This is a genomic window from Bradyrhizobium sp. CCBAU 65884 (genome assembly GCF_028128835.1).
Classification (GTDB): domain Bacteria; phylum Pseudomonadota; class Alphaproteobacteria; order Rhizobiales; family Xanthobacteraceae; genus Bradyrhizobium; species Bradyrhizobium ottawaense.
Window position 1 is genome coordinate 70,132 of the sequence record NZ_LBJU01000129.1, and the last position, 11,743, is coordinate 81,874.

Annotated in this window: 16 protein-coding genes; 12 read left to right on the plus strand and 4 right to left on the minus strand. The window is 65.0% G+C overall.

Translation table 11 applies throughout. The features are described 5' to 3' along the window. The first annotated feature begins 5 nt into the window (after positions 1–5). The 5 genes from XI03_RS30970 to XI03_RS30990 all read left to right on the plus strand — a co-directional run bounded on the left by XI03_RS30970 (position 6) and on the right by XI03_RS30990 (position 3,657). A complete protein-coding gene (locus tag XI03_RS30970) occupies positions 6–974 on the plus strand; it encodes a YVTN family beta-propeller repeat protein (protein WP_212475596.1) in 969 nt (322 codons plus the stop codon). Then, positions 971–1,777 carry an ABC transporter ATP-binding protein gene (locus tag XI03_RS30975; RefSeq protein ID WP_271594229.1) on the plus strand — a complete coding sequence of 269 codons (807 nt, stop codon included), beginning with the start codon at positions 971–973 and terminating at the stop codon, positions 1,775–1,777. Before XI03_RS30970 ends, XI03_RS30975 begins: the two co-directional genes overlap by 4 nt. Beyond that, on the plus strand, positions 1,774–2,622 hold the full coding sequence (locus XI03_RS30980) for an ABC transporter permease (protein ID WP_028142688.1): 849 nt from the start codon (positions 1,774–1,776) through the stop codon (positions 2,620–2,622). Before XI03_RS30975 ends, XI03_RS30980 begins: the two co-directional genes overlap by 4 nt. Next, entirely contained in the window at positions 2,619–3,227 is a 609-nt protein-coding gene (locus XI03_RS30985) for a hypothetical protein (RefSeq protein ID WP_271594230.1), read from the plus strand. The genes XI03_RS30980 and XI03_RS30985 overlap by 4 nt, the downstream gene beginning before the upstream one ends. 130 nt (positions 3,228–3,357) lie before the next feature. After that, entirely contained in the window at positions 3,358–3,657 is a 300-nt protein-coding gene (locus XI03_RS30990; protein ID WP_028142690.1) for a copper-binding protein, read from the plus strand. Between the two features lie 122 nt (positions 3,658–3,779). On the opposite strand, the gene XI03_RS30995 is transcribed toward XI03_RS30990, so the two are convergent. Together XI03_RS30995 and XI03_RS31000 are read right to left on the minus strand one after the other, a co-directional pair. After that, a complete protein-coding gene (locus tag XI03_RS30995) occupies positions 3,780–4,337 on the minus strand; it encodes a PQQ-dependent catabolism-associated CXXCW motif protein (protein WP_271594231.1) in 558 nt (185 codons plus the stop codon). Then, a complete protein-coding gene (locus tag XI03_RS31000; protein WP_028142692.1) occupies positions 4,334–5,215 on the minus strand; it encodes a substrate-binding domain-containing protein in 882 nt (293 codons plus the stop codon). The genes XI03_RS30995 and XI03_RS31000 overlap by 4 nt, the downstream gene beginning before the upstream one ends. A 126-nt stretch (positions 5,216–5,341) precedes the next feature. Here XI03_RS31000 and XI03_RS31005 point away from each other — a divergent pair, with 126 nt between their 5' ends. Next, on the plus strand, positions 5,342–6,268 hold the full coding sequence (locus XI03_RS31005; RefSeq protein WP_271594232.1) for a quinoprotein relay system zinc metallohydrolase 2: 927 nt from the start codon (positions 5,342–5,344) through the stop codon (positions 6,266–6,268). An 83-nt stretch (positions 6,269–6,351) separates the two neighbouring features. Continuing rightward, the gene (locus XI03_RS31010; protein ID WP_271594233.1) at positions 6,352–7,170 is read left to right on the plus strand and encodes a quinoprotein dehydrogenase-associated SoxYZ-like carrier; all 819 of its coding nucleotides are present in this window, start codon (positions 6,352–6,354) and stop codon (positions 7,168–7,170) included. Between the two features lie 183 nt (positions 7,171–7,353). Here the strand turns inward: XI03_RS31010 and XI03_RS31015 are convergent, their stop codons facing one another. Then, entirely contained in the window at positions 7,354–7,713 is a 360-nt protein-coding gene (locus XI03_RS31015; protein WP_026202407.1) for a hypothetical protein, read from the minus strand. A gap of 120 nt (positions 7,714–7,833) precedes the next feature. Here XI03_RS31015 and XI03_RS31020 point away from each other — a divergent pair, with 120 nt between their 5' ends. From XI03_RS31020 to XI03_RS31040, 5 genes are read left to right on the plus strand one after another with little or no spacing between them, the layout of a single operon-like run. Further along, positions 7,834–8,817 (plus strand): ABC transporter substrate-binding protein, encoded by a 984-nt coding sequence (locus XI03_RS31020; protein ID WP_038974486.1) that lies wholly within the window; start codon positions 7,834–7,836, stop codon positions 8,815–8,817. Between the two features lies 1 nt (position 8,818). Further along, on the plus strand, positions 8,819–9,556 hold the full coding sequence (locus XI03_RS31025; protein WP_028142696.1) for an ABC transporter permease: 738 nt from the start codon (positions 8,819–8,821) through the stop codon (positions 9,554–9,556). Beyond that, on the plus strand, positions 9,546–10,274 hold the full coding sequence (locus tag XI03_RS31030) for an ABC transporter ATP-binding protein (RefSeq protein ID WP_271594234.1): 729 nt from the start codon (positions 9,546–9,548) through the stop codon (positions 10,272–10,274). The genes XI03_RS31025 and XI03_RS31030 overlap by 11 nt, the downstream gene beginning before the upstream one ends. Positions 10,275–10,322: 48 nt before the next feature. After that, positions 10,323–11,126, plus strand: a complete 804-nt coding sequence (locus XI03_RS31035; protein WP_442869758.1) for a pentapeptide repeat-containing protein — start codon at positions 10,323–10,325, stop codon at positions 11,124–11,126. Positions 11,127–11,152: 26 nt separating this feature from the next. Beyond that, positions 11,153–11,500, plus strand: coding sequence for a hypothetical protein (locus tag XI03_RS31040; protein WP_026202409.1), 348 nt, complete (start codon positions 11,153–11,155; stop codon positions 11,498–11,500). Between the two features lie 9 nt (positions 11,501–11,509). On the opposite strand, the gene XI03_RS31045 is transcribed toward XI03_RS31040, so the two are convergent. Next, positions 11,510–11,719 carry a hypothetical protein gene (locus tag XI03_RS31045; RefSeq protein ID WP_018320724.1) on the minus strand — a complete coding sequence of 70 codons (210 nt, stop codon included), beginning with the start codon at positions 11,717–11,719 and terminating at the stop codon, positions 11,510–11,512. Positions 11,720–11,743 lie beyond the last annotated feature (24 nt).

Here is an 11,743-nt window from a genome sequence, read left to right on the forward strand (position 1 = left end):
TGCAGATGTTGCGCATGTGGCGTGTGGGGCTCCTGTCCGGACTGGCGCTGGCGGCGGCACCTGCGCATGCGTTCATCGCCTATGTCTCGAACGAGAAGAGCAATACGGTCACGGTGATCGACACCGAGAGCTGGACCGTGACCAAGACCATCAAGGTCGGCCAGCGCCCGCGCGGCATCGATTTCACGCGCGACGGCAAATTCGTGATGGTCGCGGTCGGCGACGACGACACCATCCAGGTGATCGACGCCAAGACGCAAGCCGTGGTGGACAGCCTGCCCTCCGGACCCGATCCGGAATTGTTCGCGCAGGATGCCGCCGGCAAGATCCTCTACGTCGCCAACGAGAACGACAATACGGTGACCGTGATCGACCTCGAGAAGCGCGCCAGGCTCGGCGACATCCAGGTCGGCGTCGAGCCCGAGGGCATGACCATCAGTCCCGACGGCAAGACGCTGATCAACACGTCGGAAACGACCAACATGGCGCATTTCATCGACACGGCGTCGCGCCAGATCGTCGCCAACGTGCTGGTCGATGCGCGGCCGCGCTTTGCCGAGTTCAAGCACGATGCTTCCGAAGTGTGGGTCTCCTCCGAGATCGGCGGCACCGTCTCGGTGATCGACCCGAAGAAGCACGAGGTGATCGGCAAGGTCAATTTCGAGATCCCGGGCCTGAGGAAAGAGGCGATCCAGCCGGTCGGCATCGGCATGACCAAGGACGACAAGACCGCCTTCATCGCGCTCGGCCCCGCCAACCGCATCGCCGTGGTCGACGTCGCCTCGCGCAAGGTGACGAAATACCTGTTGGTCGGGCAGCGGGTCTGGCACATGGCGTTCACGCCCGACGAAAAATATCTGCTCACCACCAACGGCGTGTCGAACGACGTTTCCGTCATCGACGTCGCCGCGCAAAAGGTGATCAAGACGATTCAGGTGGGCGAACTGCCCTGGGGCATCACGATCGCGCCATGACCAGCCCCGCTCCGATTCCCGGGCCACAGGAGGCGCCGAAGCCAGAAGCGGCGGCGGTGCCGGCGCTGTCGATCGACGGCGTCAGTCATGCCTATGGGCAGCGGCGTGCGTTGATCAACGTCTCCTTCAACGTGCAGCCGGCGAGCTTTACCGCCCTGCTCGGCCTCAACGGCGCCGGCAAGAGCACGCTGTTCTCGCTGATCACGCGCCTGTTCGGCATCCAGAGCGGCCGGGTCGGCATTTTCGGCCACGACATCAGCAAGAGCCCCGGCGAGGCGCTGCGGCTGCTCGGCGTCGTGTTCCAGCCACGTACGCTCGATCTCGACCTGTCGCTGACCCAGAACCTGCTCTATCACGCAGCCCTCCACGGCATCAGCCGGAGCGAGGCCGCCGCACGCAGCGCCGAGCTGCTCGGCCGCATCGGGCTCGCTGACCGCGCCGGCAGCAAGGTGCGCGATCTCTCCGGTGGCCAGATGCGGCGGCTGGAGATCGCGCGGGCGCTGCTGCACCGGCCGCGGCTGCTGTTGCTGGACGAGCCGACCGTCGGCCTGGATGTCAAGGCGCGCGCCGACATCATCAGCCAGGTCCGCCAGCTCGTGACGGAGCAAGGCATCGGCGTGCTCTGGGCCACGCATCTGTTCGACGAGATCATGCCGAGTGACGACCTCGTGGTGCTGCACCAGGGCAAGGTGCTGGCGCAGGGGTCGATGAGCCGCGTCGTCACCGAGGCCGGCGCGCAGGACGTCAACACCGCCTTCATGCGCCTGACCGGTGCGCAAACCATGCCGGGAGGCGGCGCATGAGCAGCATCACCACGCGCGAGGTGCCGCGCGGCTTCTCGGTCCAGGAGTACCTCACCTGCCTTACCGGCATCGTCTGGCGCGAGGGGTTGCGCTTCCTGCATCAGCGCGAACGCTTCGTCTCGGCGCTGGTGCGGCCCCTGGTGTGGCTGTTCATCTTCGCCGCCGGCTTCCGTCAGGTGCTCGGCATCTCCATCATCCCGCCCTACGAGACCTACATCCTCTACGAGGTCTATATCGCGCCCGGGCTGATGGCGATGATCCAGCTCTTCAACGGCATGCAATCCTCGCTCTCGATGGTCTACGACCGCGAGATGGGCAACATGCGCACGCTGCTGGTGAGCCCGCTGCCGCGCGGGTTCCTGCTGTTCTGCAAGCTGCTGGCGGGCACGGCGGTGTCGCTGCTCCAGGTCTATGCGTTCCTGCTGATCGCCTGGTTCTGGGACATCACCCCGCCGTCGTCAGGCTATCTCACCGTGCTGCCGGCGCTGATCCTGTCCGGGCTGATGCTCGGCTCGCTCGGCATGCTGATCTCCTCCGGCATCAAGCAACTCGAGAACTTCGCAGGCGTCATGAACTTCGTCATTTTCCCGATGTTCTTCGCCTCGTCCGCGCTCTACCCGCTGTGGCGGGTGCAGGAGGGCAGCCCCTATCTGTACTACCTCTGCGAGGCCAATCCGTTCACCCATGCGGTCGAGCTGATCCGTTTTGCGCTCTACGGGCAAATCAACTGGATCTCGCTGGCAGTGGTCGCGGCTTGCACAATCGTCTTCATGATCGGCGCGATTCTGGCCTATGATCCCTCGCGTGGGCTGGCGCGACGGGGGCCCGCAGGAGGCGAAGGATGAAGGTTCTGGCGATGGCTGTTGTGGCGCTGGCGCTGTCGGGCACGGCCGCGCGCGCGGCCGATCCACGCTATCCCGACTGGCCCTGCACCCAAGCCAAGGTGCCGGAGATTTCGCTTGCCGCCGTCTGGGCCGGCCCGGCGCTCGACGACGTCCAGAACACATGGAAAGACGACGCCAAGGTCAGCGCACTGGTCGCAAAACTATCGGCGCGCAAGACGCTGCTCGATGAAGCCGAAAAGTCCGTGAAGGAATTTCTGGCCGCCTCCGCCACTGACAAGACCGCAAAGGCAAAGCTCCTGTTCGCCGGCCTGTTCGACACGCTCAATGCCCAGCGCTCCCAGGTGATGGCCGGGCTCGAACGCGTCAGCCGCAAGCAGCGCGAGGCCGCCGACAAGATTCGCGAGGAGGCGATCGCCCTTCAGGCGCTGCAGGGCGCGACGCCGCGCGACGAGGCCAAGGTCGAAACGCTCAGCAACGAACTGATCTGGAAGACCCGCATTTTCGAGGACCGCAACAAGGTCGTGCGATTCGTCTGCGAGGTTCCCACCACGATCGACCAGCGCCTGTTCGCACTTGGCCGCGTGATCCAGCAGGAAATGGAATAGCGCCCGCCTCGCTGGAGGCCACGACAAGGTTCCCGGATCGGCCCGGTTAACCTTTGCCCGGCTATCTGCCGGAACCAAATCGATCTAGGATGGCTTGTCGAAGTGAACTCCAAGACGTCGGGAGGCCTCGATGGGAACCACCAGATTCATCTTTGCGGGCGCTGCGGCCCTCAGCATGCTTGCAACCAGCGCTCTTGCCGACGACATGACCGGAATGGTCATGCGGATCGATCGGCTCAACGGCACGATCTCGATCCAGCAGACGCAGAAGGGCACCGTCGGTGGTAGCGCTGGCGGCGCCGGCGCGCTCCAGGAGTACAAAACCAAGGACGCCGCGATGCTAGAGGCCGTTCATGCCGGCGACAGGGTGAACTATTCTGCGACCGACAACAACGGCACGGGCACGCTGACGAAGCTGCAGAAGCAGTAGGCGCTTGCTTCGCCTCTCCCCTTTCGCACCGCCGTCGTGGCCGGGCTTGTCCCGGCCATCCACGCTTGGCCACGCAGCGTGAAGAACGTGGATGCCCGGGACAAGCCCGGGCATGACGACGTCTACTGCTCGGGCCGCGGCTCCGGCTGCACCTCCTCTGTCGGAAGCTTGGCGCGCTCCCAGCCGTCGGTGCCGTCGGGGTACCAGGCGATGTTGGAATAGCCATACGCCAGCGCGCGCTTGGCGGCGTTCCAGGACATCCAGCAATCGGCGAGGCAATAGATCACCAGCAGCGCGGCCTTGTCGCCACGCGAGGCCTGTGCGAGGCCGCGCTGGAGATAATCGTCCATGGCCGGCGGCAAACTGCCGTAGCCGGTATCCGGCAGCCAGATGCTGCCCGGAATGTTCTTGCGCGGCGCATCACGCCATACCGTGCCTGCGGGAAGGTTCTTCGGCTTCGGCGGGCGCGGCAGCACGTCGACGAACGCGCCGCTCCTGGCGCGCCAGATCGCTTCGGCTTCCACCGTGTTGAGTACGCGCGCGCCCGCAAGCGTCGCCGGCACCGGTGCGCGATAATTGTCGGCGCGATAACCCTCGGGCTCGAACGGCTCCTGCTGCTGCGCGGATGCCGGCACCGCCAACGCGGCAACGACGAGCGCAGCGGCAAGAGGCCGCCTCATTGCGACTTCTTGGCCGTCTCCGCGCTGAGCGGCCGATTGCTCTCGTCGAGCAGCGGTATACCGAAGTCGACCAGGATCTTGTTGATCTCGCCCTGGTTCTCCTGGATCAGCTTGTTGAGCTGTCGCTTCCAGTTCTGGTCGGCGGGACGCACGCCCATGCCGATGCGATAGACCAGCTTCGGCCCCGTGGTTTCCTTCACCAGCGGCGTGACGTGAAGCGAGCCGATCTTCTTCGCATAATAGCCGGCCATGGGTCCCCACAGCACCCCGGCGTCGATCTTGCCGGCGGCGAGGTCGTCGATCATCGCCTGCGCCGAATTGTCGTAGCGCGTGTCGATCATCAGCGGATAGGGTTTTGCATCGCTCATCAGGCCGGCAATGGCCATGTTGGTCGCCGGCGGCGTTCCGGCGACGATGCCGACATGCTTGCCCTTCAGCTTCGGGTCCTCGAGCGTATCGACCTCCTCGAGCCCGCTGCCGGCCTTGGCGACCAGCGCGTACGACGTGCGGTAATAGGGATTGGTGCCCTGCACGACGTCATCGCCTTGCGGAAAACCCATGATGACATCGCAGCGATGCGCGCCCAGCGTCATCCGCACGAAGCCGGTGGCCTGCGGGAAGAAGACGTAGTCGAGTTTCTTCTTGAGCTTCTCGGCAAACAGCTCGGCCAGCTTGTTCTCGAACCCCTCGCCCTTCTCGTTCGAGAACGGCAGATTGCGCGGATCGGCGCAGACGCGCAGCACGTTCGGGTCGACCAGCTCGAACGAGAGGTCGCCGCTGTCATTGGTCTGCGCGATGGCGACATCGCCGAACGCACAGGACGCAACCAGGACCCCCAGTGAAAACAACCAGCGACGATGTCGTCCGGCCTCCGTCATCGCGCTTCCTCCTCGTTTTGTTTGAATGCTATCCATGCAACGCATGACGCGCCATGTTTTGCCAGACTTCGCTGGCTTTGCTTTGTTGCAGTGCAATGCAGCAACCCTTTGAACTGAGGCGGAAAAGTGTCTCGCATCGCTCGAGTGATCGCAGCCTTGTCCCTGCTGGGGATCGTAACGCTAGCACGGGCCGGGGCGGCCGAATTGCCTGTGAGCGAAGTCGCAGCGGGAATCTTCGTACACTCCGGGGCCATTGCCCTGATGACCCGCGAGAACGAGGGTGACATTGCCAATGTCGGCTTCATCGTAGGCGATGATGCGGTGGCCGTCATCGACACCGGCGGCAGCCTCCGCGAAGGCGAGGCCCTGCTGGCCGCCGTGCGGGCCCGCACGCCCAAGCCGATTCGCTATGTCATCAACACCCACGGCCATCCCGACCATGTCTTCGGCAACGCGGCCTTCGCCGCCGGTGGCACCAGCTTCGTCGGTCACAGCAAGCTGCCGCAGGCGCTCGCGACGCGCGGCCCCTACTATCTCGACAATTTTCGCCGCATCATGGGCAGCGCGTTGATCGATCCCGTGAAGATCATTGCCCCGACCCTCTTGGTTTCGGACACGATGACGCTCGATCTCGGGTCGCGCCGCCTCATCTTGCGCGCCTGGCGGACCGGGCACAGCGACAGCGACGTCACCGTGTACGACGAGACGACGAATACCCTGTTCGCGGGCGACCTCGTCTTTCTCCGCCACATTCCGGTCATGGACGGCAGCATCCGCGGCTGGCTCGACACGTTGAAGGAATTGGAGACCATCCCGGCGCAACGCGTCGTTCCCGGTCACGGCCCCGTGAGCGACTGGCCTGCCGCGCTGGCCGATGAGCGGCGTTACTTGTCAACGCTGCTATCCGACGTGCGCGCGCTGAACAAGAATGGCGAGCTGATCCGAGCCGCGGCCGACAAGGCGGCTGCGGAAGAGCGGCCGCGCTGGCAGTTATTCGGCGATTACAACGCCCGGAACGCAACTGCAGCATTTTCGGAAATTGAATGGGAGTAGCAGGCGCGCTACGATAGGCGCAGGAGATCAGCTTCGCTGACTCCGGAACGAGATCAGCTTCGCTGACTCGGAGGATCATGACCATGACCGGATGGACACGCCACCTGCCCTTGATCGCTGCACTGCTCGGCATCGCGTTCGCTATGCCGGCGCAGGCTGAAGAGGCCGACGATCCCTGGCCGGGCCTGGTGCAGGACATCTTCAATAGCCGTGCGATGAACGACGGCAGCGGCGTGATCGGCATCGAGATGCCGTATCGCGCAGAGGACGCGGCGATCGTGCCGGTGACCCTGCGCAGCAAGCTGTCGCCCGCAGACAGTCGCCGTATCCGTTCGATCACGCTCGTGATCGACCGTAACCCGGCGCCGATGGCGGCGAAGTTCGAGCTCGGCTCCGACGCCAATGTCACCGAGATCTCGACGCGCGTGCGTGTCAACAATTACACCGATGTGCACGCGGTGGCCGAGCTCAGCGACGGCCAGCTCTATGTCTCGAAAGTCTATGTGAAAGCCTCCGGCGGCTGCTCGGCACCGGCAGGAAAGAACGCCGAGGAGGCGCAAAACCGGCTCGGCCAGATGCGCTACAGGCAATTCGCGCGCGAGGAAGCGCCCGCGAGCCGCATCCGCGAAGCGCAGATCATGATCGGCCATCCCAACAATTCCGGCCTGCAGATGGACCAGGTCACGCAGCTCTACATTCCCGCCTTCTTCGTCAACCAGCTGAAGCTGACGCAGGACGACAGCCCGGTGCTGTCGATGGAAGGCGGCATCTCGATCTCGGAAGATCCCAATCTGCGCTTCACCTATGTCTCCAACGGCGCCAAGCGTTTCCGCGCGGAAGCAAAGGACACGGATGGACACGTGTTCCGGAATGAGTGGGATATGGAGAAGCCGGGGACGTAGCTAGCACCGCTTATGCTAATTCCCCTCTCCCCTTGTGGGAGAGGGTGGCTCGCCGCATAGCGGCGAGACGGGTGAGGGGTCTTTCTCCTCAGATGAGCGCGCGGTGAGATACCCCTCATCCGGCGCTCCGCGCCACCTTCTCCCACAAGGGGAGAAGGGATTGCACCGTTTCCGCAGCTATAGCTAGAAACACCTCACCTCGGCTTCCGCCTGCGCCCGCCGCAAATCGTTCACTGCCGTGTTCGCCTGCTCGGAGGTGCGGAACTGGACGCCGAGATTGCCGCGGACCTGGGACATGCTGAGCGCGGTCTCGGCGGTCACGTAGCGCTCATAGGTGACGATCGAGGCCACCACGTCGATCGAGCAGGAACATTGCTCGATCGACTGCCGACTCTCGCCATTGGCCTTCATGCAGCCATAGACGTACTCCGCGCGCGCCGACGTCGGATAATCATTGGCCTCCTCGGCCCGCGCCACGCACGCGGTCGCCGCCAGCACCGTCAATGCGGCGACAATCGGTCGTAGCTGTCCGGCCAGTTTCATGCGCATCCTCCCGCGGGTTGCGAGCAAAGCTATGCTATGCGTATTGTCCTGAAAAGCACTCTATCAGAGGAAACGGCTCACAAGGTGATGAGAGCACTTGGCGTGATAAGGGCACTTGGCGTGATAAGGGCACTTGGTCGAACATTGGCGCTCGCGACGACGCTGGCGCTATCGCTGGCCGCACCCGGCCGCGCCGCGGATTCGATCCGCCTTGCGGTGCAGAAAACCGGAACATTCTCCTGGGAGCTGGCCGCGATCCGCGCGAGCGGCCTCGACAAGGAGGCGGGCCTTTCGCTCGAGGTCACCGAGCTCGCGAGCACCGAGGCCGGCAAGATCGCGATGCGCGCAGGCAGCGCCGACATCATCCTGTCAGACTGGCTGTGGGTGTCGCGCGAGCGCGCGCTCGGTGCCAAGCTCACCTTCTATCCCTATTCCAGCGCGCTCGGCGCAGTGATGGTACCCGCATCCTCTCCGATCAAGACGCTCGCCGACCTGAAGGGGCGCAAGCTGGCGGTCGCCGGCGGGGCGATCGACAAGAGCTGGCTGCTGCTCCAGGCGAGCATGAAGCAGGACGGCATCGACCTGAAGTCGGAGGCGACCATCGCCTACGGCGCCCCGCCCCTGATCGCCGCCAAGGCGCTCGACGGCGAGATGGAGGCGAGCCTCAATTTCTGGAATTTCTGTGCCCAGCTCGAGGCCAAGGGATTTCGCCGCCTCGCCGGCATCGAGGACATTCTGCCGAAGCTCGGTGCCAAAGGCGCGGTCTCTGCCGTCGGCTATGTCTTCGACGAGAATTGGGCCGCGAGCCATCGCGACGCCGTGGCGCGATTCATCGCGATGACGCGCAAGGCCAAGCAGCTGCTGGTGACCTCGGATGCGGCCTGGGACAAGATCGCGCCGCTCACCGGCACGTCCGACGCAGCCATGCTCAAGACCTATCGCGACCGCTATCGCGACGGTATTCCGCGCCGGAGCATCGACGACGAGGAGAAAGACGCGCGCGTGCTCTACCGCGTGCTGGCCGAGATCGGCGGCCGCGACCTCGTCGGCCCGGCGGCCGAGCTCGATCCGGGCACGTTCTATCACGCGGTCCCCGGAGATTGAGGTGCTGCGTCTTCTGTCGTTCGCCCTGTTTCTCGCGATCTGGTGGATTGCCGCGCTGTTCGTCGGCGGCGCGAAGCTGCCCTCCCCGCCGGCCGTGCTCGAGGTGATGATCGCGGAAGCCTCATCTGGCGCGCTGTTCCTGCATCTCGGCGCCACGCTGGCGCGCGTGACCCTCGCCTTCGTGCTGGCGATGTCGCTCGGCAGCGCCATCGGCTACCTGATGGGACGGGTCAGGCTCGCGGATAAGCTCGGCGATCCCTGGCTGATCCTGCTACTCAATTTGCCCGCGCTGGTCGTGATCGTGCTGGCCTATATCTGGGCCGGCCTGACCGAGGCCGCCGCGATCGCGGCGATCGCCATCAACAAGCTGCCGACCGCGGTCGTCACCCTGCGCGAGGGCACCCGCGCGCTCGACCGCTCGCTCGACGAGATGGCGAGCGTGTTCGCGATGCCGCGCTGGCGCGCGTTCCGCCATGTCGTGCTGCCGCAGCTTGCGCCTTACATCGCAGCCTCGGCCCGTTCCGGACTGTCGCTGGTGTGGAAGATCGTGCTGGTCGCCGAGCTCTTGGGACGTCCGAACGGCGTCGGCTTCGAGATCGGCGTCGCTTTCCAGCTGTTCGACACGCCGCGGCTGCTCGCCTATTCGCTGACCTTTGCCGCGGTCGTGCTCGTCATCGAGACCTTGCTGGTGCAGCCGTTCGAAGCCCGCGCAAACAGGTGGCGCCCCCGTGCGGCTTGAGGTCGAGATCACAGGCAAGACGTTCAGGAGTGCCGCGGGCGGAACGCACGAGGTGCTGGCGCCGCTCAAATTCGCGCTTCAATCCGGCGAGGTCGGCGTGCTCACCGGTCCCTCCGGTTGCGGCAAGAGCACGATGCTGCGCATCATCCTGGGGCTCGATAGCGATTTTCGGGGCCACGTTGCGCGTCCACCGCAGGCGCGGATCGGCATGGTGTTCCAGGAGCCGCGGCTGCTGCCGTGGCGTTCGGTGGAGCAGAATGTGCGGCTGGCGGCGCCCGACGTGACCGAGGCGAAGCTGTCCGAGCTGTTCAGGATTCTGGAGCTGGAAGCGCATCGCAGCCACTTTCCCGGCGAGTTGTCGCTCGGCCTTGCCCGGCGCGTCGCGCTCGCCCGCGCTTTCGCAGTCGAGCCCGATCTCCTCGTGCTCGACGAGCCCCTCGCCTCGCTCGACGACGCGCTCGCCGGCCGCTTGCGCGACGAGATCGCGACGCTGGTGGCGAGCCGTCCAGTGATGACGCTGCTTGTCACCCACAGTCTCGATGACGCGGTTCGCCTCGGCGACCGGCTGTTCTTCCTGTCGCCGCGCCCCGCGCGTATCGTGGCCGAGGTGCCTATCGGCATCCCGCGCGACAGACGCGGCGAAGCCGAGATTGCGGCGATCAAGGCCGGCCTCGCCCAACGAACTCAAGGCGACCGCACTGAGCGAGATGTCTCATAGCCGGTCGCCTGGCGGACGTGCTAGACTGGTCCGGCGGCGGAGTCGATGATGACGCGGACGGTCGCCCTCCCAACGCTGGCAACGCTTGGTCTTGCACTCGTCACGATGACGGCGGGCGCGCAGGACATGATGCGCGACGTCGACCTCACCTCCCCCGCGATGGTCTCGTCCGAAATGACCAGGCCAGAGGTCGAGGCCGTGCTGGCCAAAGCGAGCGCCGCGCAGCCTGCCGATTTCACCGGCAAACGCCTGTCGGGCCTCGATCTCTCGGGGCTGGACCTGTCCAACGCGGTCTTCCGCGCCGCGCGGCTCAACAAGACAATACTCCGAGACGCCAGGCTTGACCGTGCAATCCTCGATCAGGCGTGGCTGCTGGATGCGGATCTTACCGGCGCAAGCCTGAAGGGCGCCAATCTGTTCGCCTCGCAAATGGCCCGCGCGCGTCTCGACGGCGCGAACCTGTCAGGAGCGCGCATCGCTGCCGATCTCACCGGCGCAAGCCTGGTCGGCGCTTCGATCGCGGACGCGAATCTGGGCGCCGATATGCGCAACCAGTCGATGGGGCTGATGCGCGCGGTGCTGAGATCCGCCAATCTGGAACGGCTGAACGCGCGCAACGCCGATTTGTCGCGCGTCGACCTCGAATTCGCAGTCCTCAGGAGCGCCGATCTGAGCGGCGCATCACTGAAGAACGCCCAACTCGGCGGAGCCGATCTGACGGGCGCGATCGTCATCGACGCCGATTTCGACGGCGCCGATCTCGTCTCGGCGAAGCTGATTGCACTGAACGGCCTTGACCGCGCCAAAAATTTCGACAAGGCAAAGAACCGCGAGCGCCTGATCAGGGAATGATGGCCCGCCTTTGGGAGGACTGGCTGATGCGTTGGGTTCTAGCTTTGATCGCGTCGTTGACGCTTGCCGGCGAAGCCGCCGCGCAGGCCAAGGGCAAGGGCATTAGGCTCTGGAACCTGACGACGGAGACGATCTCCGGCTTCCAGCTCTCGCCCGCCGGCAAGACCGACTGGGGCCCGAACCAGTGCTTGAACGACAAGGACAAGGAGGTCGACCACGACGAGCGGCTGCGCATCACCGGCGTCGAGCCGGGCCGCTACGACGCCAAGGTCAGCTATCCCAATGCGCGGCAGTGCGTCGTTCGCGACATCGAGATCAGGGCGGATGCGGTGTTCTCGATCGCCGACAAGGATCTGAAGGACTGCAGCAAGTAGCGAGACGCCTCACGCCTTGTCGTTCGGGTGCGGATATTCGCAGCGCCACCGCACCGCCTGCCATTTCGGATGGTCGCCGACCCATTGCGCGATATAGGGGGGCGCGGCCATCGCGCATTGCCGCGGCGACCCACCATAGTTGAACATCAAATGCTGTTCCTCGCAGGTCGCAGGCGAGAGCACCGCACACACAGTCACCACCAGGTCAATCGGGTTCATGCCGGGATCCTCTCGCAAGTGGCG

Bases quoted from the DNA above. Each gene is read 5' to 3' on its own strand.
- XI03_RS30995 (WP_271594231.1), bottom strand. From the start codon at position 4,337: ATGAGGCGGCCTCTTGCCGCTGCGCTCGTCGTTGCCGCGTTGGCGGTG.
- XI03_RS30970 (WP_212475596.1), top strand. From the start codon at position 6: ATGTTGCGCATGTGGCGTGTGGGGCTCCTGTCCGGACTGGCGCTGGCG.
- XI03_RS31015 (WP_026202407.1), bottom strand. From the start codon at position 7,713: ATGAAACTGGCCGGACAGCTACGACCGATTGTCGCCGCATTGACGGTG.
- XI03_RS31035 (WP_442869758.1), top strand. From the start codon at position 10,323: ATGACGCGGACGGTCGCCCTCCCAACGCTGGCAACGCTTGGTCTTGCA.
- XI03_RS30990 (WP_028142690.1), top strand. From the start codon at position 3,358: ATGGGAACCACCAGATTCATCTTTGCGGGCGCTGCGGCCCTCAGCATG.
- XI03_RS30975 (WP_271594229.1), top strand. From the start codon at position 971: ATGACCAGCCCCGCTCCGATTCCCGGGCCACAGGAGGCGCCGAAGCCA.
- XI03_RS31040 (WP_026202409.1), top strand. From the start codon at position 11,153: ATGCGTTGGGTTCTAGCTTTGATCGCGTCGTTGACGCTTGCCGGCGAA.
- XI03_RS31000 (WP_028142692.1), bottom strand. From the start codon at position 5,215: ATGACGGAGGCCGGACGACATCGTCGCTGGTTGTTTTCACTGGGGGTC.
- XI03_RS30985 (WP_271594230.1), top strand. From the start codon at position 2,619: ATGAAGGTTCTGGCGATGGCTGTTGTGGCGCTGGCGCTGTCGGGCACG.
- XI03_RS30980 (WP_028142688.1), top strand. From the start codon at position 1,774: ATGAGCAGCATCACCACGCGCGAGGTGCCGCGCGGCTTCTCGGTCCAG.
- XI03_RS31045 (WP_018320724.1), bottom strand. From the start codon at position 11,719: ATGAACCCGATTGACCTGGTGGTGACTGTGTGTGCGGTGCTCTCGCCT.
- XI03_RS31010 (WP_271594233.1), top strand. From the start codon at position 6,352: ATGACCGGATGGACACGCCACCTGCCCTTGATCGCTGCACTGCTCGGC.